Here is a 25,798-nt window from a genome sequence, read left to right on the forward strand (position 1 = left end):
TTGGGCCAGCTTCTCCTGGCTCAGTCCTCTTTTTCTTGCTTGCCCCCGTCCCCGTACATGCTGCTATCCCAGAAGCTGCCACAGAAGCGGTTCGCTTTTATACAAAACATCCAGATGCGATGCTTCCACGTAATATTTGTCACCTTCCAAGGCAAAAACGCTTTTTGCCATGACGCTGCCATCCCCGGCTTTGCTGTTGATCGAGCCTACTACTCTGCCATCGACCCATTTTGTCGGGGACAGCGATGGGACAGTGCGCAAGTAATGAATCGTTTCGTGCCCGACCCCTGCTACAACCGTGACGCGAATGTTGCGGTCGTAAATAATCCCCATCGTACGGTTGAGCAGGTCGACATACTCATTTCTGACCACCATGCTGCTGTACGGGACGAACGATTCGACCCCGTTTTTCTTCTCCAGCAAGTAATCCCCATAGTCAGCCGCAGGCACCAAATCAAGCAGGCTCGGAAAATGTTTCTGGATCGCCTGCACCCGCTTGAACGGTCTTCCGTGCTCCAAATAAGCCAGATATACATTCATGTAAATCTCGACTACATTTCTTTTGGCATGGACCGAACGCGGGAGCTTTCCGCCAGCCCAATAGCAATAACTGATCGGAGAACCTGCGTTTGGCGTGGCAAAAACAAGCAGCTGATCCACATCGTTTTGATACGCATCCCCTTGTACATACGACCTGGCTACCAGCCCGCCCATGCTGTGGCAAACCAGATTGACATACGGCGAGCCTGTCTTTTGCTTCGCCCATTGAATAACAGGCACAAGAAATTGCTCGGCGGAGAGGCCAACAGGTTGACGCCAATCATAAAAGGCAACAAACAGCTGCTCGTTTAAACGGTATCCCATATTTTCCAGCATACGAACAAACGGTTCATATGCAGTTCGCGCAAGTCCAAAGCTCCAGTCTCCGGTTCCCGGAATAATCTGATCGTTCATCGACCCAAACAGCCCCGGAACAAACACAATCGGCACCTTTTGTGAAAGAAACAAACTCATGCAGTTATTCCTCTCCCTAAAAAATGGCTATGTCTTTGCCTATTCCTCATCAGCTTGGATGGTTCCAACGACCTTATTTTTGTCGAAATGAACCGAATCGACTCAATTCTCCTCCCATTCCGCCGTAACAAAGCGATATAATAAGACGTCAAACGTTTAGTGAGAGTTTTGCCGCAAATATTACGTGTCGGAGGATTCACAAAATGAAGTTACGCAAGTGGTTCATGCTTTTGCTTATGTTCGTGTTGTGTATTCCAGCGATGGGGACATCTGTGCATACAGCGCAGGCAGCTCCTGGCATCAGCATCTTTTTGGACGGGCAGCAAATCAGAAGCGACGTCGCTCCGTACATCATCCCGAAAGTAAACGTCACGATGGTTCCTTTGCGGGTCATCAGCGAAAGTCTTGGCGCAGAAGTATACTGGGATCAAAACTCCCAGACAGCCACGATTTTAAAAGACAGCACGGTGCTGTCCATGACCATTAATCAGACTTACGCGCTCGTAAACGACAGCACGATCCCGCTGGATGCTTCGGTTCAAAACAGACAGGGCCGGGTTATGGTTCCTCTCCGTTTTGTCTCCGAACAGCTTGGCTTGCAAGTGAACTGGGCGCAGGAAACAAGAACGATTACGCTGCTGACGGGCAGCACAGCTGTCGTTACACCGCCGCCCGCAGATATTTCCGGCGGCAATAACGGTTCTGGTTCTGTACCTGTACCGACAACCCCGCCTGTCCAGAACGGTTCTTTGCGCGGTGTGTGGGTATCTACTGTCTACAATCTGGACTGGCCGTCGACTGGCTCCTACGGCAACCAGAGCAAGCAGCAGCAGGAATACATACAGCTTTTGGACGAGCTGCAAGCGATGGGCATGAATGCCGTATTCGTGCAGGTGCGTCCTTCCGCAGACGCCTTGTACCCGTCTTCACTGGTGCCTTGGTCCAAATACTTGACTGGCACCCAGGGGAAAAATCCGGGCTATGACCCGCTTGCTTTTATGGTCGAGGAAACGCACAGACGCGGCATGCAGTTCCACGCCTGGTTCAATCCGTTCCGCGCCAATGTAGATGCCAAAACCGACCAGCTGGCCGCTACGCATGTAGCAAAAAAGCATCCTGAATGGATTGTCAATTCCAGCAACAAGCTGTACATCAATCCGGGCATTCCGCAAGCCCGTCAGCAAATCATTGCCGAAATCATGGAGGTCGTGCAGCGTTACGACGTCGATGGTGTCCACCTGGACGACTACTTCTATCCGTCCAACGGCACTTTCAATGACGACGCGGCCTTCAAAGCCTATAACAGCAAAAAAATCGCGACCAAAGCCGACTGGCGCCGCGACAACATCAATCAGTTCGTCCAACAGCTGAACCAGTCGATCAAAAGTGCCAAGCCACGCGTTCAGTTCGGGATCAGCCCATTCGGCGTATGGCGAAACATCGCCGTCGATCAGACAGGCTCGGACACGAAAGCAGGGGTCACCGCCTACGACAACATGTATGCCGACGTGCGCACATGGATCAAGCAAGGATGGATGGATTATGTAACGCCGCAAGTTTACTGGAGCCTTTCCTTTGCACCAGCCCAGTACGACAAGCTCGTTACTTGGTGGGCAGACGAGGTGCGCGGAACCAACGTCAAGCTTTTCATCGGCCACTCTCCTTACAAGCTGGGAACAGCCGAGGCAGGCTGGCAAAGCTCGCAGGAAATTATTAACCAGTTGAACTTCAACGCATCCGTTCCGGAAGTGCAAGGCAGCATCTTCTTTAGCGCCAAAGATTTGCGCAAAAATCCGCTCGGTCTGCTGCAAGCTCTCAGCAGTTACTACAACCGTTAAAAACAGACAAACCCCCGAGCCGGGATCAGCGTTCTGCCGCTGTCCGGTTCGGGGGTTTTCTATTGGATTGGCCTAGTTTTGCGTCAGTTTTTCTACAAAGAAATCGAGCTGCGCGTCCAGCGAAATCGGGTCGTTAAAATACGAGCCGACGCGGTCGAGCTGGAATACTTTATTGTTTTTCACAGCAGGAAGGTTTTTCCATACGTTGTTCTCATACACGCCATCCGGATTGGTATCATCTCCAGACCATCCGCTGGTGAAAATGACATCACCCGCAAAGTCGGGAAGTGTTTCCAGCGAAACATCTGCCCAGCCCGTGCCAGTGTCGATGGCAACTTTTTGCGTAGCAGCCGGAGCCTTCAACTGAAATTCGCCGTAAATGATTTCGCCGCCCCTGCTGAAGTTGTGTCCGAAGGCGTAAATCCCTTTGGCGTAAGGCTGAAGGATGGCAACGGTTTTGTCTCCTACCGCCGCCTGTACTTTCGGTTTCAGATCAGCAATTTTCTTGTCCCAAGCCGCAATCCATTCATTGGCTTTGTCTTCTTTGCCTGTCATTTTGCCGAACTCTTGAAGCTGCTCGCGGAACGTTTTCTTGCCGTAAGGAACAGCAACGGTCGGAGCAATTTTGGACAACTCTGCCGTATTGGCATCGCCTTCAAACACGATGATCAAATCTGGACTCATGCTCAGCACTTTCTCAACGGAAGTACCGTCGCCAACGCTTTCCACGCCGTCCAGTTTGCCTTTCATGTACGGGTTTTGCAAGACGTGATCGGTAACGGCAATCGGCTTGATTCCCAAAGCCAGGAAATCTCCGGCGTAAATATCGGCAAGCACAACTAATCGTTTCACGTCCTTCGGAATTTTCACCTCTCCATTCGGAGCCTGGTACGTGATAAATTCACTGTTACTTTCGGTCGCCGCCGGAGCAGCCTTTTGTTCCTGCGCTGGTTGAGCGGCGTTATTGGCTGGAGCTTGTCCGCAAGCCGACAAAATCCCTACGAGAACCAGCATGATCGCCAGCAAGCTTGATTTGTAAAACCCGGTTTTGCGCAAAGTGAATCTCCCTCACCTTCTGTAATAATGATAATCATTATCGTTATGATTTTATCACATCTTACTGATTTCGCCACTGTTCTGTCGAAGAAAATCACTGTAAATCCATTACAGCTCTAACGCTGTGCAAGCTTCATGGCGGCGCTTTTCTGCCCGCATCGCGCCTTTACATCCAGTAAAAACCTTTGGATTTTGGGTTCGGCAATCTGTTGGCGGAGGCTTCCTCTTTACAAAAAAATGCCGCGAACCGTCGTCCGCGACATCTTCCATCACTTATTTTGGGGCCATTCCGGTTTGGTCTGGTAATGAAAATTCGGCGATTCCAGCTTGTTGTCGTACGCGCTGTGAAAAATGTGCGTAGCCGCAGGAGAAATCGGCGGAATCAGCCATGTCCAGTCTCCTGTAATGGCCCGGCCATTTTTTTCTTCTCTTTCCTCAAAACGTTTGAATTGTTGACTGGCTGTATGGTGGTCGACAATCGACACGCCTTTTTCCTTATAAGAATGCAGGACGGCCACATTCAGTTCGACCAACGCCTTGTCCCTCCAAAGCGTCGCTTCCCGGCTCGTGTCCAGCCCCATGACCTCTGCGACTTTCGGCAGCATGTTGTAGCGATATTCGTCTGCCAGATTGCGCGCGCCGATTTCCGTTCCCATGTACCAGCCGTTGAATGGCGCCGCCAAGTAATTCATGCCGCCGATCTCCATTCGCATATCAGCCACGATCGGCACGCCGTACCATTGCAAGCCAAGGTCCGCGAAGCCTGCTATTTCCGGATGAGTAATCGGCACTTCAATGACCAGTTCAGGTGGAATCTCGAAAAACTGCGGCTTGCGATCCCCGATCTGTACGACGAGCGGCAAAATGTCGTAGTGAGTGCCAGCGCCCTGCCAGCCCAAGCTCAAACAGAGCTTCGTCAATTCAATCGAAATCGGATCGCCCAGTACGCCGTACTCGGTTTCATATCCGGCATAGCGAATGAGCTGATGGTTCCAGATGCGCATGGCTGGGCGCTCTGGTGTCTCCGCCGCAAAGACGGTGATCGTCGGCCGGATTTTTCCGCCGTTCGTCGCGAACTCGATGTGTCGCAGCAACGCCTGCGCCATCTCTTCCTCTGTCTGGACATGGCGCTCGTCCAACACAATCAGCGACTCCCAGAAAAAGCGGCCAATGCACCGATTGCTGTTGCGCCAGGCCATTTTCGCCCCGTGACGCAACTCCTCCTCTGTATGCTCATAGTAGCCTTGTGACTCCATCTGCTGCCGGACTTGCTGCAAACGTCGCTCCGTCTCGGCCTCCGTTTTATTCAATTCGCTGTAGCAGGTGCGGATAAAGTGTTGAGCTGCTTCAATCCGTTGATCTGGTTCCATAGTACCCTCTTTCCCGCTGAAAGGCGCTTCCTCGCTGTTCATGTACACCTTCATTATAAATTTACAAGGCTTGCATTACCAATCTCACAGGCATTTCGACACATAACTGTAAAACCTCCATCCACTCCGTTGACACAAACACAGCCAAAGCCACCATGCGTGACCTTGGCTGCTTGTATGCACGTGATTACTGGCTCGCTGCGGATGCCTTCAGCTCTCTCACTGCCGGAAAGAGCAAGGGGCACAAGCCGATGAGCACAATGGCAATACCGGACAGCGAGAACCAGCTGTCCACCCCGATTGCCTCAGCTACCGGGCCTGCCACCAACAAACCAATCGGCGTTGCGATCAGCATCAGGCTGTTCACAAGAGACATCACTCGTCCCTGAACAGCCGGGTCGATCGTCGTTTGCAACAGCACCGCAAACGGCCCGCCAAACAATGGTCCCGATACCCCCATCAAGCCCGACAGCAGCACAAACCCGACAAATCCGGACACAGGCAACAGCCCCGCGAAGAACAGTCCCGCTCCCAGCAACGCAATCCCGCCTGTCAACAAGTACACGCGATTTCGCTTGGCACCCCAGCTGCCCAAAAGCAGCGAGCCGACGAGCATACCTGCTGCAAAAGAAAACTCGACCACTCCGGCATGCCACGCCCCTTTGCCAAAATGATTCAGTACCATAAGAGTAAACAATGCCCCAACAGGCACATACACAAACGTCGTGAACCCGATTGCCGCTGTGATCACCAGCAAGCCTTTTGACTTCATCAGTTCGCGCAGCCCTGCCTTGATCTCGCTGCGCATGCCGCTCGCGCCTTCCTCCGGCGCGCTGCGCTCAGGATTCGGAATATGCACCATCAGCAAAGCGGCACTTGCCAGCAGCGCCCCCAAAACATCGAGCAAGAGCACTGCTTCCATCGAAAAATAGGCCAGTAAAAAGGCACCGAGCATCGGACCCGCCATGTGTACGGCAGAGGTCAGCGTCTGCATCCAGCCTTGCACCTTCATCAGCTGATCTTCGGGCGCGATCAGCGGGATGGAAGCTTGCATGGACGGCATGTGAAACGCGCTTCCGATCGAACGCAAGCCAAGAATCACGTAAAAGGCCCAAACAGGCGGCTCCATCCCGGCGAAAAACAACATAGCCAGGACAAGACTGACAAAGGCAATGAACATGTCTGCGGCTATCATGATTTTTTTGCGATCCAGCCGATCCACAATCGTTCCGGCAAAAGGCCCGATCAAAGCCTGGGGCAAAAAGCCGGCCATCGAAGCGATGGTCAACACCACCGCTGAACCTGTCGCCTCTGTCAGCCACCAGATGATACTGAATTGAACAACGGCACTGCCCAGAAGCGAGAAAGCCTGCCCGGCAAAAATCGTATAAAAAGTTCTCTTCCAACTGTCTTTTTTCGTATTCATATACATCCTCCTCATGTGGACATTCAAGTGCGGCATCCGTTTTTGGACGCAAAAAAGCACGGAGAACGTCCCGTCCGAGGGGGTGTCATCCGTGCGAAAGCTTGCTGCATCAAAGCACTTGAAAGAGCTGCCTAACAACGAATCAGGCAGGGAGCTTTGGAGGAATACGCAAGCTGACTATGCAGGCATGACAAATAACCCATCGAAAAACGGGCGAGTCGTCCGTGCCTGATTAGCGCATGCGTACATACCACATAACAGAACCTCCATCCAAACATGCTGAGTTACTGTCTATCCTAAGACGCGGCCTGCACCACTGTCAATCCATTTTCGACTTATGGATTAGATTGGCTTGATCTGTTCGGTCCGGTTCGCAAGAAAAAGCAGGGGCTTCGCCAGACCGCCCTTGACAAAGCCCTGTTTCGTTCGCTTTCCCTATAGCTATCCATAGCGCCATAGCGGCTGCGGCTTTATTTCCGTTTTCGCGTGAACAAAAAGCCGCCGACAAGCACGAGCAGAACGATTACGATCACCAGCGGAGCAAGCGATGACCCCGACTCGTCACTGCTGGCTGCCGCTTCATGACCAGCGTGTTCATGCTCGTGGTCTGCACTCGTCGCTTTTTTCGGTTGTGCGGAAGCATTGGCGCTTTGTTCAAACTGAATCAGCTGGAGCTGCGGCTGCGGTTTGCCTGCGACATTCATCAGCCACGCTTCCTGAATCGCCCTTCCTTCCCACTCTGCCGGGTCAACGGCGGCTTGCAGCACGCGCGGATGCGCCGACACGTCATACACGGCGCCAGATACAGTAAGCGAATACACTTTTGCAGCCTTGCCCTCTGCATCTTTTTCCTCGCGAACGCTCACTTTGTCCACTTTGCCTGTTGGCCCCGCGAGAAAGCCGCCCCGGTCGTACAAGCTTTTCCCTTCGGCCTCATCTTTTCTGTGCTCGAACACAAACAACGCAAATTGCTCGCGAGTCAGCTCACGTCCGGCATCCTGCACAGCCAACTTGCCTGCAAAGTAAGCCTGATTGACGTCCGCATACGTGGCATTGCCGTCCAAAGAGGGCACGAGTCCTTTTGCCAAAGCTGCCGCTGTCACTTCTGTACGGGCCGCTCCGCTCTCTTGCAGCTTCCCGAACGTTCCCGCCCAATACGCCAGCTCTTCACGCGTCAGCTTCTCCTGCGGGGAAAACAGCGTCGAGCCGTGATGGTCGTAAGGAATCACTCCCAGGCCGCTCAAATACACGATCTGCGACGTCGCCTTGGAATATTGCAGGTCGTCGTACAAGTTTTGCTCGTTGACGATGTGCGCCGATACCAGGCTCGGCAACAGCCATACCAGCATCGCCAACAAACACAAGCTCCTTCTCATGTCTTTCTCTCCCATCCAGATGATCTGCTAGTTTTGGCTATCTCCGGTTCGTACGATCAGCCCTCCGCTTGTTTGCTGGAGATAAAAGGGCGCCTGTACACGAGGCAATTGCAAAAGCTGTGCATAAGGAATGCGGAAGCCCTGCAATTCCTCAATCAATGTTTCCGGCATCAAAAAGCCGTTGAAAAATCCCGCCTCGAAAACCAGGGCAGCCGCATCCGAAGCATCTTTCAACACTTGTCCAATCAAAATCACGTGCAAGTCAGGCTTTTGAAACACCACGTACACGTGATCCGAACGGAAAAAGTAGCGCAGCTCGCTGCGTTCGTTGATCCAGCTTTCGTCCAGACGATATGGCTGAGAAGCGGTGCCCGTCTGAGTGGAAGCCCAGGTGGCTGCCTGCTGCTCCGTCAAAGCGCGGTCTTTTGCCAAAATGGCGAGCAAAGCCGGCTCCACCTCGGCCATCCAGTCGATATCCAAATAATTGGCGAGCTGCTCGATCGGCAGTTCCGGGTTGTCGGCGAGAAATGCGCCTCTGGCTTGAAGATTTTGCTCAATCATGCCAAGCAGCTTCTCGTGTCCTTCCAGCGTTTCTTTCGTGGCGACCAGTTGCTTGTAAGCCAGATACAGCTTGTCCAGCTCCTCCATGTATGCGTCCAGATTCCGCTCGATCAGCCATTGACTTCCGAGAATATCGACAGGCTCCTGTTGCTGCTGCAACAAGCTAACCCACGTATCCAATCCCATCTCACTGTAAAATTGCAGCTTGTCGACTGCTACCTTTTGATCCGCAACATAGCTTTTCTCAAGCTTGGCAATCTGCGGCGCAAGCCTGGCGATCTCTTTTTTGGTCTGAGCCACTTCTGCTTTCAGCCGTTCGGTGGTGCTCTCGTCGTTGACGGTCACGAGAAAATTCGCAAATGCGCCTGTCAAATGCGCATACGCCCCTGTCGCCCCCAAAAACAGCCCTGCCGCCACGAGCAGCATCAGCTTTTTACGCATGATTGATCAGCTTCCTTGTCGAAGCATAGCTGGCTGACAGCCCTAGCAAAGAGCCTGCGAGCGCCATGCCTCCCATCATCTCGTACACCAGCTGCTGCGAGAAGTGAAACACCAGCGGGAACTGTTTTTGCAAAGGCAACAGCATGCCCGAAAAGAGCCAATAAATCGCTACGGCCGCAAGCAAGCTGCCAACGAAGCCAATCAGCCAGCCTTCAAACAAAAATTGCCCCCTGACATGCCACGGGTTCGCACCAAGCAACAGCCGGACGCGAATCTCCTGCTGCCTTTGATACAAGGCCAGATTCATCGCGATAAACACCATCCCGAAAGCGAGCGCGCCCAGACCGACCAGCAAGCCCAAGCCGTACTTGTTCAGTTGGGCCGACCAACGCAAGATCGTTTCGGCAAATTCCTGCGGATAGACGACTTTTGTGATGCCGTTCATCGTCTGCAATTGTTCCGCCACGAGCTTGATCTGCGTCTTGTCGCGCAGCTCCAGGCGGATTGCGTCCGGAATTTGACTCTCCTGAAAAGAGACAAGCAGGTGCTCCCGCCCGGCAAAAAATCCGGCCAATCGCTCCAGCATTTGCGCCTTTGTCTCGATTTCGACGGATTGAACGAAGCTTTTTTCCTGCAAAATGGCCGCGATAGCCTTCGTATCCGCAGCAGGGTCTACATACAGCTTCATGGCTACCTGTGACTCCAGATAGCCCATCAAATCCCCGACACCGAACCTTCCGAGCAACAGGATGCCCGCGATGAGCACTGCGACAAAAATCAAGACTGCCGCAGCCGCCGCAGCCCCTATGTTTCGCTGAATGCCTTCGCGCGCATCCCTGAGCATGTACATGCACGATTGTCTGTTCATACGACGCGTACCCGCCCCTGCTCCATCATCCACGTCTTTGCCGGAAATTGTTCAACCAGCCGTTCCGAATGGGTGACAATCAACATCGCCATGTTTTCCTCCACATGCAGTTCTTTCAGCAATTGCATCACTTCAAACGCTGTCTCGCTATCCAAATTCCCGGTAGGCTCATCTGCCAAAAGAATGCGCGGGCGATTCAGCAGGGCACGCACGATCGCAACGCGCTGCTGCTCGCCCCCTGACAGCTGGTCAGGAAAGACATCCTTCCGATCCAGCAGCCCGACTCTTGCAAGCAGCCGCTGCGCTTCCGGCTCGATTTCGCCCCACCGTTTTCCGACGACTTCGCCAGCGAGCGCCACGTTTTCCATGACCGTCTTTCGCGGAAGCAGCTCGAACGATTGAAAAATGACGCCCATCATTCGCCTTAACTCGAATTTGCGGATTTGTTCGATCGGGACGGCATCAATATCGATGCGTCCCGCAAACTCGGTTTGCTCCCGGTACAAAAGCTTGAGCAGCGTGCTTTTTCCCGAACCCGACCGCCCCTGCAAAAAGGCGAACTCCCCTGCTTCCAGATGCAGGTCGAGGTCTTGCAGAATGACTCTCTCCCCGTAGCTCTTGCAAAGCTTTTGCAGCCGGATCATCAGACGTTCCCCTCTGCCAGCCACGGCAGGAAGCCGTCGAGAAAGCGTTCTGTCGCAGGCATGAAGTACGAGCCAAAATGAAAGTCCGGATCAAGCGTAGTGACGATCCACGTACCCGCTGTGCTCACCTTGTCGACATACAGGACGGCTCCCCCGTCTTCGGTCGAAATCAGCACCTCGGCACCCTCCGGCGGCCAGTACACCCCATGCTGATGCCAGGTCGCATCTGCCAGCGTAATGTAGGAAAACAGATCGTAGTCCGGCTTTTGCAGCACCAGCCCGCTCTTCGCGTTTTTGTCCAGCCACCACCAGAAGTTCGTCGGGCGAAGCTCCCAGTTTTGCCCCGGAATCCATTCGCGCGGCTGCGGACCGAAAGCGACGACAATCCCGCCCTTTTCCGCGAACTGTTTGATTTTCTCGCGCGATTTCATCACCAGTCCCATGTGCAGCTGCGAGGGAACCACCAGCGCATCGAACTCATCCAGCGACGTGTTCTCAAGATCAGGCAAGTAGATGAGCCTGTCGTAATACTTGCGGTACTTCGGCTCGTTCAAACTGCGAAAATGCTGCGAGCTGCCGCCGTACAAAGCTGCGATCTTTCTCATGCGTACGCTCCCCTTTCCTGAGGCTCCTGAAGCTGCCGATATTCGTTCCGCGCCCACTCGGTGAGTTGCAGCGCAATTCGTCCGGTCGATTTTCCCGGGTGATTGTAGCCGAACAAGTCATTTCCCGAATGGACGAGAATCGTGCCCTTCGTACTGTTCCGGTCGATATACGTAATCGGTTCTCCCCCCGGCAAGGTCAACAACACCTCAGCCCCGTCCGGCAGCGGGTGATGGCCTCTGGCGAAAAAGCCTGCAACACCTTTGTTGTACGTCATGTCGTACGTCTGCACTCCGGCAAAAATCGGATGCTCCTTGGCGATCGTCACATCATAGTCGGAATGATTGCGAATTTCTTTTGGCACAAAAGCAGACGCGCCCGGCAGCCACGGCAAAAACAGATTGCCGCTGAACACCAGCACTTTCCCTCCGTCGAGAAAATCACGAATCTGCTCTTTTTGCTTGTACAAAAGCTCCTGGTCGATCAGCCCGGTAATCACCAGGCACTTGTATGGCGACAAATCGTGCCCCGGCAAATCGTACACATCGATGAAGGAAAAAAAATCTTGATAATTCGGGTCTTTCAGACGCGGCTCTCCAAAGCAGCAGCCCGAATCGAGCATCAAAAAATCGGTTCGTTGATCCATGTATGCCTCCTCGTTCCTTTTTTCCATCAAGCAATCGAGTAATCCCCGCTCAAAACTGGTCAAGCTCCCGCAACGCCTCGATCAGCCGCAACGTAAAAGGATGCTGCGGGTTTTCCATCACTTCTTCTGGCGTGCCTGTCTCCACGATCTGCCCCTGATTGAGCACGAGCAGCCGATCACAAAAACCTCGCGTCAACGCCAGATCATGCGTAATGAACAAATAAGCGATTTCATGCCGCTGGCTCAGTTCTCGCATAAGCCCCAGCAAATCGAGACGCAAGGAAGTGTCCAGCATGGAAGTCGGCTCGTCAGCCACGATGAGCTGCGGCCGGGTGATGAACGCGCGAGCCAAGCCCACCCGCTGGCGCTCCCCGCCTGACAGTTCATGAGCGTAACGGTGCATGTAACGCTCCGGTGACAGCGCAACTTCCCGCAAAGCTTCCCGGACCAGCTCCGTCCTTTTGGCCGGATCGTTCTTGTGCAGCCTGGCGATCACCAGCGGCTCTGCGACCAGCTGTTCAATCGTCATCCGCGAAGAAAGCGACTCGTACGGGTCCTGGAAAACCATCTGAATCGACCTCGTGGCTGCTCTGCGCTCTTTGGCTTTCATCGCCAGCAAGTCTTGGCCCTGGTAGATCAGCTTCCCCTTGTCCGCCTGCTCGATCCCGGCGATGATTCTCCCAATCGTGCTTTTTCCCGCTCCGCTCGCACCGACCAGGCCGACCGTTTCCGTTTGCCGAATGGAAAAGCTGGCGCCGTCAATAACCGGAGCAGCCTGCCTCGATGCGCCCTTGCTCCCGTAAGTTTTGTACAGCCCGGATACTTGCAACAACACCTTTTGCTGCCTCGTATCCCGCTCTTGTTTGTGCACTCCCATCCTTCTTGCCTCCGTGAAATTATCGTTGTCCCTGCCCCTGCAAGGAACGCTGCTCAAGGGCTGGCGTCAGCCTTGGAATCGAATCGATCAAGCGGCGCGTATACGGATGTGTCGACGTCTTCGCCAAAGCGAGCGTGTTCCCCTGATCGACGATTTTGCCCTGATTCATGATGAGGGTGCGGTCAGCCAGGCTGAGTACGACAGGGAGATCGTGCGAAATAAACACCATCGACAGCCCGAGCGTGCGCTGCAAGTTTTTCAACAGCTTGATAATCTCCACCTGAACCATGACGTCCAAACCAGTCGTCGGCTCGTCAGCTATGATCAAATCGGGCTTGTTCACAAGCGCCATGGCGATCACGACACGCTGGCGCATGCCTCCGCTCAGCTCATGCGGAAAAGCAGCGGCCCACCGGGAAGCAAGTCCGACTTGTGCAAGCACTTCGGCAATTCGTTCCGCGATCTCGTCTTTGGACATGGACTGATGGGAACGAAGCGCTTCTGCCAACTGCTCTCGCACGTTCATCACAGGATTGAGCGCGTTCATCGCCGCCTGCGGAATCCAGGCAATCCGATTTCCCCGCAGCCGTCTCACCTCTTCGGACGAGAGCTGCGTCAAGTCGCGGCCTGCAAAATAGATCGCTCCCTGCGAAACGAGCGCTGGCGGCTTCAACAACTGCATGACAGCCGACGCAATCGTGCTTTTGCCGCTGCCCGATTCGCCAACCAGCCCCAACATTTCCCCTTTGCGCAAAGCAAAGCTGACAGCATCCACTGCGCGAACCGTACCGCCGTCTTTCGGATACTGTACGGTCAAATTTTGCACGTCCAGCAAAGCGTCTGCCGCCGCAGACTTCACAGCGGACAGCTTCTCTTGCGCCAGTCGCCGATCTCTCTTCGCAGCAGGCGCCTGATAAGCGCGAAGGCGCGGATTTACCCGCTCCTCCAGGTAATAGCCGATCAAGGAAAAGGCGAGCACGGTCATCACGATGCACAAGCCAGGCGGAATCACCCACCACATCCACGCCTCAGTCAAAAAGGCGCTGCGCGAGTTGGCGTAAAACAAAATGCTTCCCCAGCTTTTGGACAGCGGATCTCCCATCCCCAAAAAGCTGAGCGAAGATTCCATCAAGATCGAGACATTGACAGCCTGCACGAACTGCGGGATGACCAGCGGCAGGATGCTGGGAAAAATGTGCTTCCGCAAAATATAGAAGTGACCCGCGCCCATCGATCGCGCAGCCAAGACCGCTCCTCGCGTGCGAAACGACAGCGTCTGGGCGCGAATTTTCCGCGCTTTTCCTGCCCACATGACGAGCGTGATGACGAGCACCTGCGTCAACAGACTCGGCCCGATGTACACTCCGATCACGATCATGAGCGGCAAAAACGGCAACGTCAGGCAAATGTCTACTATTCGCATGAAGAAGGCGTCCAAAAAGCCCCCTGAATATCCCGAAACCAGGCCGACAACCGTGCCGATCAAGGTAGCGAGCAAAGCTGCGACAATCCCTACCGTAAGCGAGGTGCGCGCGCCCACTACCAGCTCGGCCAAAATGTCCTGCCCCATGTCATTCGTTCCAAGCCAATGCTCTTTTCCAGGCGGTTGGAACGGGGCACCAGACTGCTCGCTGGCATCGTACGGTACCAGGTAAGGTCCCACGAAGGCAAGCAGCAGAACGATCGCCAGCAAAAACGCGCCGAGCCAACCAATCATTTTGGAACCAATACGACTCATGGAGACTCCTCCACCTGTTTTCTTTGACGGGCACGCGGGTCAAACAGCGGATATGTCAAATCCGCCAGCAAATTCGCCGCGATGACCCCTAGCGTGATGATTAAAAAGACGCCTTGCATCATCGGGTAATCCCGCGCAATCACGCTCTCGTAGAGCAGCCTGCCAACCCCCGGATAGGAAAAGACCGTCTCGACGACGACAGCGCCACTCACCAAAATCCCCAGGCTCATCGTGATGTGCGTGTACACGGGCAACAGAGCGTTGCGCAGCGCATGATTGAAAATCAGGCTGCGCTTGACCGCCCCTTTAGCCTCCGCCATCAGCACGTAATCTTGCCCCAGCGTATCGAGCATCGACGAACGGGTGAGCAAAAAATTACCCCCGATAGTCGCAAGCGTAATCGTGATGACGGGAAGCGTCATATGTTTGAGAACGGCGAGCACATACTCCATGCCGCCCCCGGTAAAAGCGATTGGCACGGCTCCAAAGGAAGGGAACCAGCCCAGGCTGACCGAGAAAACCGCAATGAGCAGCATGCCGATCCAAAAGCCGGGAATCGATTCGATCGTGAGCATCCCCGTCAGAAAAAGCAGGTCGCGGCGCTTCCCCCGGTTCCACGCAGCATAGGCACCGATGGCGATGCCTATGACTGCGCTCACGATGAGAGAGGGAGCTACCAGCAGAAACGTCCACGGCAGTCTGTCTGCCAATACTTCTGTTACTGGCTTTCCGTACTTGATGGAGCTGCCGAGATCGAACCGGAACACACCTGTCATGAAATCAGCGTATTGCTGCCAAAGCGAGCGATCCAAGCCAAGTTCATGCTCGACTTGCTGGCGTTGCTGCGGAGTCAGCTCGTTGATGGTCGACTCGCCAAAGAAAAATTCCAGCGGGTCGCCAGGCGCCAGCCGCGGCAGAGCAAAATTGATCGTCAGCGCGACGGCCAGCACCAGCACATATTGAATGCATTTTTTGCCGAATGCAGAGGAGAACCAGCTCCCACCCATGACAGCTCCCCCCGTCTTACTCTTTCGCTACTGCCTTTTTCACGCCATCTGGCAGCAAGGAAAATTTGTTGATGACGCCAAACCCTGGCGACTCTACCCATTGGTCAAATTTTTGCGCATTGTACGCGAATTTCTCTTCCGGGTAGTACAAGACGATGCTGGTCGGCTGCTTGTTGAACAGCTCCTGCATTTTGAACGCGATCTCTTTGCGCTTGTCTACGCTCGTTTCCGCCATCCATTGCTTGGTCAGCTCGTCCATGGCCGGATACGGGATTTTTTTGTTCCACAAGTAAGACGAACGGTGGGACATCACAAATTGATCCGGGTCGGCAACGCCGTGAGCGCCGATCGTACCGATGACGAGGTCAAAATCACGCGTCTGGGAAACGGTCGCCATCGTTCCGGAATCGAGCACTTCTACGTTGATTTTGATGCCGACTTTGGCGTACTGCTCCTTCAGCATTTCGGCAGCGCGAATCCACGCCGGCTCTGTAGACGGTACTTTCAGCGAAAACGCGAGTGCTTTTCCATCTGCTGTCTCGCGGACACCGTCATTGTTTTGGTCGGTGAGCTTCAATTCATCCATCACTGCTTTTGCTTTTTCCACATCGTACGGCGTGCTCAGGTTTGGATTGGTCCACGGCGAATCCGGGTGAGGATAGCCTTTCAAGCCAGGTCGTCCTTTTCCGAGCAGCACGGTATCTGTAATCGCTTGGCGATCCACGGCGAGCGACATCGCATTGCGAAACGCTTCCTGATTGAATGGCGCTTTTTCGTAATTCAGCTTCAACTCGATCAGCGACAACGGAGCGGTCTGAACGACTTTCATGTTGGCCTGATTTTGGAAAGAAGCCTCCAGCTCAGCGGGAACCGGACGTGCAGAAATATCGATTTCACCCGCACGCAGCGCATTGAAGATCGCTGTCGGGTCTTTGATCACAGGCATCACCAGGTTGTCGACAATCGGGCTGCCCATGAAATAGTCTTTGTTTGCTTCGAACTTGTAGTATTGATCTGCCTTGTATTCGACCAGCTTGTAAGGGCCGGTTCCGATTGGCAGGTCGGTATATTTGCGCGGATTTTGCACATTTTCCCAGATGTGTTTCGGCAAAATCGGCAGGTCGGCAAAGGTGATTCGTTCCAAAGTCGGGCACGCATAAGCGCATGTGAAGCGTACGGTCGAAGGGTCGTCCAGCTCGATTTTGGAGATGTGCGGCACTTCGCTTACGTGGTGGGTGTGGCGGTTAGCTGGGCCGTCGCGATAGTATTCGTAGGTGAATTTGACGTCTTCAGCTGTAAACGGCTTGCCATCGTGCCACTTGATGCCGGAGCGGATTTTGACCACCCATGTCACGTCATCGAGCTGCTGCGCGGATTCCGCCAGCCAAGGCTGCGGCTTTTCTACATAGGGGGAAGGCGAGAACAATTTATCGAAGACAAGCTCTGTCAAATAATCGATGTTTCCGGTGTAGATGTTCAGCGGGCCTGCGTCCGACGGCAAGCCGATTTTCAGCTCGGGCACTGTTTGATTAGCCGCACCCGCAGCTTCGCCGTTTTTGGGTGCGTCAGCTTGACCAGGTGCCGCATTTTGATTCGACTGGCAGCCCAGCACGAAGACAGACAGGACTAACAAATAACTGAGAAAAAGTCCGAAAGACTTGCGTGTATACACGTGTACAACCTCCTGCTTTCCAATTTATCAGTTGCTTTCTTAGGCGATTCGCTTGATCGTCAAAAGCTCATGCTGCGGCAATGCCAACGCTCGCTCCGACAGCGCAAGCTTCAGCTTCTCGAAGTCGTGCACATCCTGCTCGGTCATGGTTTGCTCCCGACCTTTTTTCAAGTAATCGTAAAATTCAGCGGGCAAAAAGCTGTCCAGCAGCGCGACCTCAACCGCCCGTCCATCTGCGGCCGTAATGACATATGCATACGACTGCGGCCGATGAGGATCGAATTGAGCGACAGGGTAGTCCACATCGACTTGATAGGCTCCCCGCGTCACTGCACGAGTCACGTATTCAAAGACGTCGCGAAATCCTGGCCCGGCGTGACCGGAAAGAATCGACAATTCTTTTCTCTCTGGCGCCTCTTCGCCAAACAGCTCGGCAAAAGCCGCCTGAAGCGTCCGAAACCCAACCGCTACGGCCATCAAGGCGAGACTTCCATGGTATTTGGTCACATCGTGAAAGCTAAGTTCCAATACTTGGTTGCGATCTCGAACACGGATCACAGACATGAAAAAACCCCTCCATCGTTGACTTGTATGTGTGTGTATCTGAAAACTAGGTACATCTTAATCCGATTGATAATGAATATCAATCCCACTTGAACGCCCGCTTTTTCGAAAACCCGCTCTCCTCAACAGCGCCCATTCTCACATAATATTTTTGAATCTACCTATTCATTTTCTTGATAGCATAAATGTTTCCAGCCCTTTACCTGCAAACAACCGGCATGAAAAAAGGCCCGCCCCCACACTGACCCGTGCAGGGAACTGGCCCGCTTGCTTTATGGACGTATCTATTCAACAAGGAAACAGTCAAACAGTCCGCAAATAGTGCTCCACATTTTTGCAAAAGGCGCGATCCGCCTGGCTCAGCTCGGCGTTTTTGCGGAAGACAAACCCGTTTTGCCGTCTGATTTGCATGGACGACACAGGCACAGTCGCCAGCTCGCCTCTGTTCAGCTCTTCCCTGACCGCTCCGGAAGGGAGAAAAGCGATGCCATGGCGCGACTTGATCGCCTGTTTGATCGTCTCGAAGTTGCTCATCTGCAAAAAGCGCGTCTTCACCTGGCGACTATTCAAATGATTGATGACATATTGTTGCAAATACTCGCTTTTGGGCAGCAAGATCGATTCATTGTGCAAGTCGCGTGCGTACAGCAGCCTTCTTTTGGCCAGAGGGTGATCCACAGGCAGCACAAGCAACAGCTCTTCCTCGAACAAAACAGAAGTCTCGAAATTTTTGCGTATATAGTCATCTTCGGGGTAGATTGGCATCAAGGCGTAGTGCGTCCTGCCCTCCTGAAAGCAGCGAATGAGATCGCTGTAGCAATACGTATTGATCTCCAGCGGCTTCTGCGGCAAAATCGTATGCAGTTCATTGAGAACATCGGAGAAAAAGTAGCCCGCAATATAATTGCTGACGTAGACAGACAATACCCGCTCCTGCTCGCTCACCCGCTTCAACTCCACCGCAGCCTCTTCGACCAGATGGGAAATCCGCTTGGCATAGCTGAGCAAAATTTCCCCCTGTTGCGTCAACTGCACCTGTTTCCCCGAGCGTTGAACAAGCGGCGATTCGAACAGCTCTTCCAACTGCTGAATATGGTGACTGATCGTTGGTTGAGAGCAAAACAGCCGCTTCGCCGACTCGGTAAAAGAACCGCATTCGGCAAGCACGATGAAAGTTTCCATTTTTTCCAGTGTATTCATAGGCAGCACCCCGCGAATGACGCACAGTAACCATAACTGGTCATTTGTTGAAAATGATAATTGTTATCAATTAAAAGTTTACTTGATCTGCTGAAAAGTGTCCATGCTCAAATGTGCATATCGTGCATGACCATGCAAAAGCGGCTGCCGTCCCGTCCGCATAAGACGAAACAACAGCCGCTTTCTTCTAACGTCAGCCTGTCAGATGATTCCACATCTCCGGCCTGCTCAACGAAACCGCGTCCGCACCGCTCGCCAACGCTTCTTCCACCTGCTGCAAATTCCAGATCAGCCCGCCGAGAATAATCGGCTGCGACAAATGATCTTTTATGTACGAGATGATCGACGGCGCGATGCCCGGCATGATTTCGATCGCATCCGGCTGGTTTTCCTGCACGTTTTTGATCGTAGTCGTCAGCGAAGTCGTGTCGATCAGGAAGACGCGCTGGATCGTCAGCATCCCTTCTTTTTTGGCTGCGCGAATCATCGGCCCTTTTGTGGTGACAATTCCGGTCGGCTTGATGTAAGAAGACAGGAACCGAAATGACTCTTTGTCGTTGGACAAGCCGTTCATCAGATCAGTATGCAAAAAAATCGGTTTTTCCGACTGGCTGATGGCTTCTGCTTCCTCCATCAAGCGAGTCAGCTTTCCGTACATGAGCAAAATGGCGCAAGCTGCGGAATCGAGCGCCTCTCCCAAACGGTCTTGTTCAGTCGCAGCGATAATCCGATTCGTTTTCAACATCGTACCCAGATCCATAGTCAGCGCCTCCTGTTCTCATCGTTGCGATCCAATTCGCTCTACGCTCACTCCGGCACTTGGCAACTGCCGCGTCTCGATTACCCAGCTCCCGGCAAACCCGTTTCGGACAAGCAAAGGCCATATCTCCGCAAAAGGAATCGTTCCTTCGCCCACCGCCAAGTGCTCGTCTGCCTCGCCCCGGTTGTCGCTAATATGCAGCGCAGACAAGTACGGCAGTGCCTGCTCCAACGCTTCGAGCGCATACCCGTGGCGAATCAGATGGGCGTGTCCCACATCATAAGTAAGACCATGCTGCCTGGAGTCCACTGCCTTGCACACCTCAAGCAAATCGCCAACATCCCAGCCGAACAGCTTTGAATAAGGCGGCACATTTTCCAAAGTCAGCACGGTGCTTCCATGACTCACCTCGGGCAGCAGCAACTGTACCGCCCGGGTGACATTTTCCCCGCCTCTCGCCCGTTCTGTGTGATCGAGCCGATCCGCGATTTCTCCCGCGTGCATCACCACATGCGTACTGTGCAAAAAGCTCGCGATCTCCAGACACCGCTTCATCGTATCAAGCGTTTGCTCCCGGACTGCACCCGCTTCCGCCGCCAGGTTGCAGCCGGAAATCGGCGCGTGAATAGACCAGCTAATGCCATACTCGACGCCTTTTTGTTGCAGCTGCGTCAGTCGCTCTTTCGACCAGCCCAACAGCTCGGCGTGACCGTCCTCGCACATGATTTCGATTGCTGTCCAGCCATCGGCAATCAGCCTGTCGATCGCTTCTGACAACGGCAGCTCGAACAAGGCATAGCTGGATACGGCAAAACCGCTTTTGTCCCTCATCTCTCGTTCCCCTTTTGCCTACTTCACCCCGGAATGGATGAAGCTGTTGATAAATTGCCGTTGAAACAGCAAGAACGCAAGCACCAACGGAAAAATGACCATCACCGTAGCCGCGCTGACCTCTGCCCACTGCGCTCCTGTCTCAAACGACTGGGCAAAAATAGCCAGCCCTACCGTGAGCGGACGATTCTCCACCGAGTTCGTAATAATCAGCGGCCACATGAAATTGTTCCAATGGTAGCTGACTGACACCAGACCGAACGCGATGTATGTCGGCTTCGCCAAAGGAACGTACACCCGCCATAAAATTTGCAGCCAGGAGCAGCCCTCCATGCGCGCAGCTTCCTCCAGCTCGTGGGGGATCGTCTTGAACGTTTGCCGCAAAAGAAACACGCCAAAGGCGGAAGCAAAGTACGGCAGCATGATCCCGATCTTCGTGTCGAGCAAGGACAGGTCGCGAAGCACGTTGTAGTTCGGGAAAATCAAAATGTCGGCAGGCACCATGAGCTGCACGAGAAACAGGACAAACAGCACGTCCCTGCCCCAGAAACGCAGCTTGGCAAAAGCGTACGCGGCCAGCGTAGCCGTAACGATCTGTGCAACCAATACTCCTGTGACAATCAAGAAAGTATTGAAGTAATACTGGGCGAAAGGAGCTGCGTCCCACACCTTCGCGAAGTTTGCCAGCGTAAAGTCTGCGCTGAACGTCCATGATGTCGCCAGTTCCCTGGGCCGAACGGATGTCCAGACCACCCAAAGCAGAGGGAACAGCCAGACTACAGCCAATCCGTACATGCCAGCGCTTGTCAATTTCCGGACCATCTGCCATCCCCCTTAGTTGTAGTGAATTTTTTTATCCAGACCAAAAAACTGCACAGCAGCCACTGCCAGAAGCAGCACGACCATCACAATCGTCAAAGCGGATGCCATTCCTTGATCCCAGAAAGAAAAGGCCGTTTCGTAAATGTAGTACAGCAAGAGATTGCTGGCGTTGTCCGGGCCGCCCTTCGTCATGATGACCAAGTGATCCACGAGCTTGAACGAATTGGTAAAAGCGATAATGCTGACAAACATGGTCGTCGGCATGAGCAGCGGGAACGTCACCCGCCGAAAAACCGTCCAGGCCGACGCGCCCTCCATGGCAGCAGATTCGTACAGCTCCTGCGAAATATTTTGCAGGCCAGCCAGGTAAAAGATCATGAAGTAGCCCGCTTCCTTCCAGATGACCATGAAAATCATCGCCCACATCACGTTCGATTGATCCCCGAGCCAGTTCATATCTCCTTTTCCAAACCAGTCCATCACATGGCTAAGCGCTCCGTACTCCGGCGTGTAAATGAACAGCCAGATGTTGGCGACGGCAATCATCGGGACAACCGTCGGGTAAAAGTAGGCGGTACGGATAAAGCCTTTGCCCCGCAACGCTTTGTTGGCAAACAGCGCCATCCCGAGCGCCAACGCCACGCTTGTCGGAACGGTTCCTAACGCGAACCAGAGGTTGTTGGTCAGCACCTTCCAAAACACGTCATCTTCCAGCATTTGTTTGTAATTGTCTATCCCGTTAAAAAACGGCTCTGGGGAACCCAGATCCGCTTGATGAAAACTGAGAATAACCGTTTGCCAAACAGGATAGAAAGTAAACAGCAGCAGGAAGATGAGGGAGGGAAGGAGCAGCAGCCAGGCGTACACGTTCACTTTCCATTTTGCTCGTAGTTCCCCCATCGTCGCTCCTCCATTTGCCTCGTTCGATTATTTGTTGAAAGACGCCAGCACTTTGTCTGCCTCTTCCTGTGCTTTTTTCAGCGCTGCGGCAGCGTCTGCCTTTCCGGTAAGAACAGCTTGCAGGTTGTCGTTCAGCGCTTTTGTCACTTTGCCGTTGTTGTGCGTGGAAAACTCGGCATGGCCGTACTCCAACTGATCGCGCGCTACTGCTGCCGCTGGAAAATCTTTGACGTACTGCTTCATGATCTCTTCTTCGTAAGCAGACTTGCGCGTCGCGACATAGCCCGTATCGATGCTCCACTGTGCCGCGCGCTTAGGCTCGGTCATGAACCGGATGAATTTCCACGCCGCTTCCTGCTTCTTCTCATCCGTGCCTTTGAACATGTAGAAGTTGCCGCCGCCAGTCGGGCTGCCGTAGTTCTTTTTCGCAGGCAAAAACGCTACGCCAAAGTCAAACTTCGCATTGTTTTTCACGTTGGTCAGGTTTCCGGTCGTGTGGAACATCATCGCCGTCTTGCCTTCGAGGAAATCGGATGGCACCGTCGCCCATTCAATTACGCCTTCTGGCATCGCCTTATGCTTTTTCGCCAGGTCGACCCAATATTGCAGCGCCTCAACATTTTCAGGCGTATCGAAAAATACTTTTTTGCCGTCTTCTGTCATCAAGTTTTTGCCGTTTTGCAGGGCCAAAGCCTGGTACATCCAGTACGTAAAGCCCGAGGAAGGAATTTCAATGCCCCAACGCCCGTCTTTTGTCAGCTTGGCGGCATACTCAGCCATCTCATCCCACGTCGTAGGCGGTTTTTCCGGGTCGAGGCCGACTTCCTTGAACGCTGCCTTATTGTAGTAAAGCACGATCGTGCTGCGCTGGAACGGGATGCTGTACGTTTTGCCGTCTACCTGGGAGTTGGCCAGGAAGCCCGGGAAGAAATCTTTGACGTATTCGTTGCCGCCGTCTTTGGCAATAAACTCGTCCAGCGGCAAAATCGCATTCATGTCCATCATCGTGTGCAGCTCGGTGGAAAGCATGACCGCTACGTCAGGCGGCGTTTTTCCTTGCACGGCAGCCTGGATTTTCGTGGTCGTGTCCTGATAGCTGCCTGTATAGACGGGCTTGACTGTAATGCCCGGATTTTCCTTGTTGAACTCTTCCGCCATCCCGTCGACGATTTTGGTCAGGGGGCCGCCGACAGCTACCGGATAGAAGAAAGACAGCTCTGTATTGCCCGCAGGCTTCGTTTCAGATGTGCCCGGCTGTGCTGGTTGCCCTGGTTGGCTGCTGCCTGTGGTGGAAGTCCCGCTGGAGCATCCTGTAAGTAGAGCCAGACTCATCGCGACTGAAAACAGACTTTTGACTACTGTACGCATCGCAGTATCTCTCCTTTTTCTCTTCCGGCCGTGATGGCCAAATTTTTTCCGGATTGCGAATCAAACAGACTGACATGCTCCAGGGCAAAGCCTACGCGAACAAGATCTCCCCGGCGGCATGGCCACTGCCCGTTCCATTTTGCCTTCCACAGCTTGTCTCCCAGCTTAAATTCCACGATTGTCTCGGAACCGAGAATTTCCACGCCTTGCACACTGACGAGCAACGAGCGGCTCTCATCCGCGACCGCGCCCGGTTCCAGCGGCTGCAAAGCTTCGGGACGCAAGCCGAGGACAACAGGAGTGCCGTCCTTGATGCCTGCCTGTGGGCCAAAACCAAGCGCAAGCGGCAAAAAACGTCTGCTCGGATCATCGCTCAGCTCCACGCCTGATTGCGCGCCATTGCTTCGCCACACCGCCTGCGTCGTATTCATCGGCGGCGCGCCCGTAAATTCAGCGACAAACAAGTTTGCAGGGTGGTTGTAGACGTCAAGCGGTCTGCCCACTTGCTGCACCTCGCCATCGCGCAGCACCATCATTCGATCGCCCATCGTCATCGCTTCTACCTGATCGTGGGTGACGTATATCATCGTAATTCCCAGCTCCTGCTGCAACTGGCGAATCTCTGTCCGCATGTGCCCGCGCAGCTTGGCATCGAGATTGGACAGCGGCTCGTCCATCAGACAGATCGGATGCTGGCTGACGATCGCCCGCCCGAGCGCGACCCTTTGCCGTTGTCCGCCCGACAGCTCTTTTGGCTTTCGGTTCAAAAGCGCTGCAATGCCCAGCATCTCGGCTGCGTGCTCCAACCGCTTGACCTGATCCTGTTTGCTCACTTTTCGCACCTGCAAGCCGAACAAAATGTTATCTTTGACCGTCAAATGCGGATACAAGGCGTAATTTTGAAACACCATGGAAATATTCCGGCCACTCGGCGGAACCTCGTTTACCCGTTTGCCTCCGATCAACAGCTCTCCGGCGCTGATCTCTTCCAGCCCGGCAATCATTCTCAACGTCGTCGACTTGCCGCATCCCGAAGGCCCGACCAGTACGAAAAACTCCCCGGGCGCAATGATCGCGCTCACTTCGTTGACAACCTGTTGCCGCTCGTACATTTTGGAAATGCGTCGCAATTCCACTTCCGCCACGACCATCCCTCCTAAAACCTATGGCGTTTGCCCTTCATCATCCGATGATACCAACCGCGTGATAAGCAAATATTTGGAAACTGTAAAGCTTTGATCTACATTTGCCCGCCGTCCATCGTCGGCAAGACCAAATCAGGCTGAATTTTGGCGTGACCGAGTTCCGCGCTTGTCGTCACTCCGGTCAGCACCAGCGCTGTCTTCATCCCGCTGTTGATCCCGAGCAAAATGTCCGTCTCCAGACGATCGCCGACCATCAAACAGCGCTCAGGCAGGACATCCAGCTGCAAAAAGACTTGGTCAGCGTAAAAGCGGGACGGTTTCCCCGTCATCGCCCACGTGCTCGCACCGCCTGCCGTTTCAATCGCTCGCGCCAGCGCCCCTGTATCGGGGATCGCTCCGCCAGGCACCGGACATACCGAATCGGGATTTGCCACGATCAGCTTGGCCCCGTTTCGCACCGCATCGGCTGCCCGCTGCAACTTTTCGTACGTAAAAGCCCGGTCCATTCCCACCAGCACATGTGTGGCGCTCATCGCATCGGCTGTCTGCGGAATGTGAAACTCGGCCAGCTCCTGCTCAAGCGCAGGCTCGCCGACCACCAGCACGCACGCTTGTTCATGGTCTGCCAGCTGCTTGAAATACAGGCCCGCCACGTAAGCTGCCGTCATGATCTCATGGCGTTCTACGGCAAGCCCCAGCTTTTCCAGCCGCTGCCGACAGCCCTCTCGCGTCTGCACCGTCGTGTTGGTCAAAAACATGATCTTCTTCCCTTTTTGCCGCAAAGTGGCGAGGATTTCTTCCACGCCAGGCAACAGTTGATCTCCAATGAAGATCGTCCCGTCCAAATCAAAAAAATACGCGTCATAAAAAGCTGTATCTAGCAAAGCCTCTTGCCGCTCCTTTCCTTGGGAAACACAAAAAGCCCTCATACGGGCAACAGCATGCATGAACAAACCGATCCAATCGGCCTGTATTGCCTAAGCTGTTGCTGTATGAGGGCTTTCTCCACGTCTCGGCCCAACTACAGACGTTATTCTATTGATACTGTAACGAGTATAACAAGCGAGTGTT

General features: G+C 53.8%; 24 protein-coding genes. 1 reads left to right on the forward strand and 23 read right to left on the reverse strand.

All coding sequences use genetic code 11. The features are described 5' to 3' along the window. Positions 1-63: 63 nt before the first annotated feature. The gene (locus HP435_RS27660) at positions 64-1,014 is read right to left on the reverse strand and encodes an esterase/lipase family protein (protein ID WP_122962394.1); all 951 of its coding nucleotides are present in this window, start codon (positions 1,012-1,014) and stop codon (positions 64-66) included. 203 nt (positions 1,015-1,217) lie between these two features. Between HP435_RS27660 and HP435_RS27665 the strand changes: the two genes are divergently transcribed. Continuing rightward, a complete protein-coding gene (locus tag HP435_RS27665; protein WP_173598987.1) occupies positions 1,218-2,852 on the forward strand; it encodes a family 10 glycosylhydrolase in 1,635 nt (544 codons plus the stop codon). A gap of 72 nt (positions 2,853-2,924) precedes the next feature. Here HP435_RS27665 and HP435_RS27670 read toward each other — a convergent pair whose 3' ends face one another. The 22 genes from HP435_RS27670 to HP435_RS27775 all read right to left on the reverse strand — a co-directional run bounded on the left by HP435_RS27670 (position 2,925) and on the right by HP435_RS27775 (position 25,611). Next, entirely contained in the window at positions 2,925-3,908 is a 984-nt protein-coding gene (locus HP435_RS27670; protein ID WP_173598986.1) for an iron-hydroxamate ABC transporter substrate-binding protein, read from the reverse strand. A 269-nt stretch (positions 3,909-4,177) separates the two neighbouring features. Further along, complete coding sequence (locus HP435_RS27675; protein WP_173598985.1) at positions 4,178-5,278, reverse strand: nitric oxide synthase oxygenase; 1,101 nt, start codon at positions 5,276-5,278, stop codon at positions 4,178-4,180. A gap of 187 nt (positions 5,279-5,465) precedes the next feature. Further along, positions 5,466-6,704: an MFS transporter gene (locus HP435_RS27680; protein ID WP_173597279.1), complete on the reverse strand. Its 1,239-nt coding sequence runs from the start codon at positions 6,702-6,704 to the stop codon at positions 5,466-5,468. A 470-nt stretch (positions 6,705-7,174) separates the two neighbouring features. Beyond that, positions 7,175-8,080 carry a hypothetical protein gene (locus HP435_RS27685; protein ID WP_229049772.1) on the reverse strand — a complete coding sequence of 302 codons (906 nt, stop codon included), beginning with the start codon at positions 8,078-8,080 and terminating at the stop codon, positions 7,175-7,177. A gap of 27 nt (positions 8,081-8,107) precedes the next feature. Continuing rightward, a complete protein-coding gene (locus HP435_RS27690; RefSeq protein ID WP_173598984.1) occupies positions 8,108-9,082 on the reverse strand; it encodes a hypothetical protein in 975 nt (324 codons plus the stop codon). Further along, entirely contained in the window at positions 9,075-9,950 is an 876-nt protein-coding gene (locus tag HP435_RS27695) for a cell division protein FtsX (protein ID WP_173598983.1), read from the reverse strand. The genes HP435_RS27690 and HP435_RS27695 overlap by 8 nt, the downstream gene beginning before the upstream one ends. Next, positions 9,947-10,594 (reverse strand): cell division ATP-binding protein FtsE, encoded by a 648-nt coding sequence (locus tag HP435_RS27700; protein WP_122962387.1) that lies wholly within the window; start codon positions 10,592-10,594, stop codon positions 9,947-9,949. The genes HP435_RS27695 and HP435_RS27700 overlap by 4 nt, the downstream gene beginning before the upstream one ends. Next, positions 10,594-11,199, reverse strand: a complete 606-nt coding sequence (locus HP435_RS27705; protein ID WP_122962386.1) for a hypothetical protein — start codon at positions 11,197-11,199, stop codon at positions 10,594-10,596. The genes HP435_RS27700 and HP435_RS27705 overlap by 1 nt, the downstream gene beginning before the upstream one ends. Next, on the reverse strand, positions 11,196-11,843 hold the full coding sequence (locus HP435_RS27710; RefSeq protein ID WP_173597275.1) for a phosphate starvation-inducible protein PhoH: 648 nt from the start codon (positions 11,841-11,843) through the stop codon (positions 11,196-11,198). The genes HP435_RS27705 and HP435_RS27710 overlap by 4 nt, the downstream gene beginning before the upstream one ends. A 49-nt stretch (positions 11,844-11,892) precedes the next feature. Further along, entirely contained in the window at positions 11,893-12,720 is an 828-nt protein-coding gene (locus HP435_RS27715) for an ABC transporter ATP-binding protein (protein WP_173598982.1), read from the reverse strand. Between the two features lie 19 nt (positions 12,721-12,739). Continuing rightward, positions 12,740-14,458 (reverse strand): dipeptide/oligopeptide/nickel ABC transporter permease/ATP-binding protein, encoded by a 1,719-nt coding sequence (locus tag HP435_RS27720; protein ID WP_173598981.1) that lies wholly within the window; start codon positions 14,456-14,458, stop codon positions 12,740-12,742. Next, on the reverse strand, positions 14,455-15,465 hold the full coding sequence (locus HP435_RS27725; RefSeq protein WP_173598980.1) for an ABC transporter permease: 1,011 nt from the start codon (positions 15,463-15,465) through the stop codon (positions 14,455-14,457). Before HP435_RS27725 ends, HP435_RS27720 begins: the two co-directional genes overlap by 4 nt. 16 nt (positions 15,466-15,481) lie before the next feature. Continuing rightward, positions 15,482-17,137: an ABC transporter substrate-binding protein gene (locus tag HP435_RS27730; RefSeq protein ID WP_122962381.1), complete on the reverse strand. Its 1,656-nt coding sequence runs from the start codon at positions 17,135-17,137 to the stop codon at positions 15,482-15,484. Positions 17,138-17,176: 39 nt separating this feature from the next. Then, positions 17,177-17,701: a hypothetical protein gene (locus HP435_RS27735; protein WP_122962380.1), complete on the reverse strand. Its 525-nt coding sequence runs from the start codon at positions 17,699-17,701 to the stop codon at positions 17,177-17,179. Positions 17,702-18,004: 303 nt separating this feature from the next. Beyond that, positions 18,005-18,901 (reverse strand): LysR family transcriptional regulator, encoded by an 897-nt coding sequence (locus HP435_RS27740; protein ID WP_229049773.1) that lies wholly within the window; start codon positions 18,899-18,901, stop codon positions 18,005-18,007. 193 nt (positions 18,902-19,094) lie between these two features. Next, positions 19,095-19,661, reverse strand: a complete 567-nt coding sequence (locus tag HP435_RS27745) for a glycerol-3-phosphate responsive antiterminator (protein ID WP_122962378.1) — start codon at positions 19,659-19,661, stop codon at positions 19,095-19,097. A gap of 18 nt (positions 19,662-19,679) precedes the next feature. Further along, positions 19,680-20,492 carry a sugar phosphate isomerase/epimerase family protein gene (locus HP435_RS27750; RefSeq protein WP_173598979.1) on the reverse strand — a complete coding sequence of 271 codons (813 nt, stop codon included), beginning with the start codon at positions 20,490-20,492 and terminating at the stop codon, positions 19,680-19,682. An 18-nt stretch (positions 20,493-20,510) separates the two neighbouring features. Then, positions 20,511-21,314, reverse strand: coding sequence for a carbohydrate ABC transporter permease (locus HP435_RS27755; RefSeq protein ID WP_173598978.1), 804 nt, complete (start codon positions 21,312-21,314; stop codon positions 20,511-20,513). 12 nt (positions 21,315-21,326) lie between these two features. Then, positions 21,327-22,214, reverse strand: a complete 888-nt coding sequence (locus HP435_RS27760; protein ID WP_122962375.1) for a carbohydrate ABC transporter permease — start codon at positions 22,212-22,214, stop codon at positions 21,327-21,329. Positions 22,215-22,241: 27 nt separating this feature from the next. Then, on the reverse strand, positions 22,242-23,582 hold the full coding sequence (locus tag HP435_RS27765) for an ABC transporter substrate-binding protein (protein WP_173598977.1): 1,341 nt from the start codon (positions 23,580-23,582) through the stop codon (positions 22,242-22,244). After that, positions 23,570-24,727, reverse strand: coding sequence for an ABC transporter ATP-binding protein (locus HP435_RS27770; protein ID WP_122962373.1), 1,158 nt, complete (start codon positions 24,725-24,727; stop codon positions 23,570-23,572). Before HP435_RS27770 ends, HP435_RS27765 begins: the two co-directional genes overlap by 13 nt. A 95-nt stretch (positions 24,728-24,822) precedes the next feature. Then, entirely contained in the window at positions 24,823-25,611 is a 789-nt protein-coding gene (locus tag HP435_RS27775; protein WP_173598976.1) for an HAD-IIA family hydrolase, read from the reverse strand. Positions 25,612-25,798 lie beyond the last annotated feature (187 nt).

The organism is Brevibacillus sp. HD3.3A (assembly GCF_013284375.2).
GTDB lineage: Bacteria > Bacillota > Bacilli > Brevibacillales > Brevibacillaceae > Brevibacillus > Brevibacillus parabrevis.

Coding starts and splice junctions, on each gene's coding strand:
- HP435_RS27660 (WP_122962394.1), bottom strand. CDS start 1,014: ATGAGTTTGTTTCTTTCACAAAAGGTGCCGATTGTGTTTGTTCCGGGG.
- HP435_RS27665 (WP_173598987.1), top strand. CDS start 1,218: ATGAAGTTACGCAAGTGGTTCATGCTTTTGCTTATGTTCGTGTTGTGT.
- HP435_RS27675 (WP_173598985.1), bottom strand. CDS start 5,278: ATGGAACCAGATCAACGGATTGAAGCAGCTCAACACTTTATCCGCACC.
- HP435_RS27680 (WP_173597279.1), bottom strand. CDS start 6,704: ATGAATACGAAAAAAGACAGTTGGAAGAGAACTTTTTATACGATTTTT.
- HP435_RS27685 (WP_229049772.1), bottom strand. CDS start 8,080: ATGAGAAGGAGCTTGTGTTTGTTGGCGATGCTGGTATGGCTGTTGCCG.
- HP435_RS27690 (WP_173598984.1), bottom strand. CDS start 9,082: ATGCGTAAAAAGCTGATGCTGCTCGTGGCGGCAGGGCTGTTTTTGGGG.
- HP435_RS27695 (WP_173598983.1), bottom strand. CDS start 9,950: ATGAACAGACAATCGTGCATGTACATGCTCAGGGATGCGCGCGAAGGC.
- HP435_RS27700 (WP_122962387.1), bottom strand. CDS start 10,594: ATGATCCGGCTGCAAAAGCTTTGCAAGAGCTACGGGGAGAGAGTCATT.
- HP435_RS27705 (WP_122962386.1), bottom strand. CDS start 11,199: ATGAGAAAGATCGCAGCTTTGTACGGCGGCAGCTCGCAGCATTTTCGC.
- HP435_RS27710 (WP_173597275.1), bottom strand. CDS start 11,843: ATGGATCAACGAACCGATTTTTTGATGCTCGATTCGGGCTGCTGCTTT.
- HP435_RS27715 (WP_173598982.1), bottom strand. CDS start 12,720: ATGGGAGTGCACAAACAAGAGCGGGATACGAGGCAGCAAAAGGTGTTG.
- HP435_RS27720 (WP_173598981.1), bottom strand. CDS start 14,458: ATGAGTCGTATTGGTTCCAAAATGATTGGTTGGCTCGGCGCGTTTTTG.
- HP435_RS27725 (WP_173598980.1), bottom strand. CDS start 15,465: ATGGGTGGGAGCTGGTTCTCCTCTGCATTCGGCAAAAAATGCATTCAA.
- HP435_RS27735 (WP_122962380.1), bottom strand. CDS start 17,701: ATGTCTGTGATCCGTGTTCGAGATCGCAACCAAGTATTGGAACTTAGC.
- HP435_RS27740 (WP_229049773.1), bottom strand. CDS start 18,901: ATGAATACACTGGAAAAAATGGAAACTTTCATCGTGCTTGCCGAATGC.
- HP435_RS27745 (WP_122962378.1), bottom strand. CDS start 19,661: ATGGATCTGGGTACGATGTTGAAAACGAATCGGATTATCGCTGCGACT.
- HP435_RS27750 (WP_173598979.1), bottom strand. CDS start 20,492: ATGAGGGACAAAAGCGGTTTTGCCGTATCCAGCTATGCCTTGTTCGAG.
- HP435_RS27755 (WP_173598978.1), bottom strand. CDS start 21,314: ATGGTCCGGAAATTGACAAGCGCTGGCATGTACGGATTGGCTGTAGTC.
- HP435_RS27760 (WP_122962375.1), bottom strand. CDS start 22,214: ATGGGGGAACTACGAGCAAAATGGAAAGTGAACGTGTACGCCTGGCTG.
- HP435_RS27765 (WP_173598977.1), bottom strand. CDS start 23,582: ATGCGTACAGTAGTCAAAAGTCTGTTTTCAGTCGCGATGAGTCTGGCT.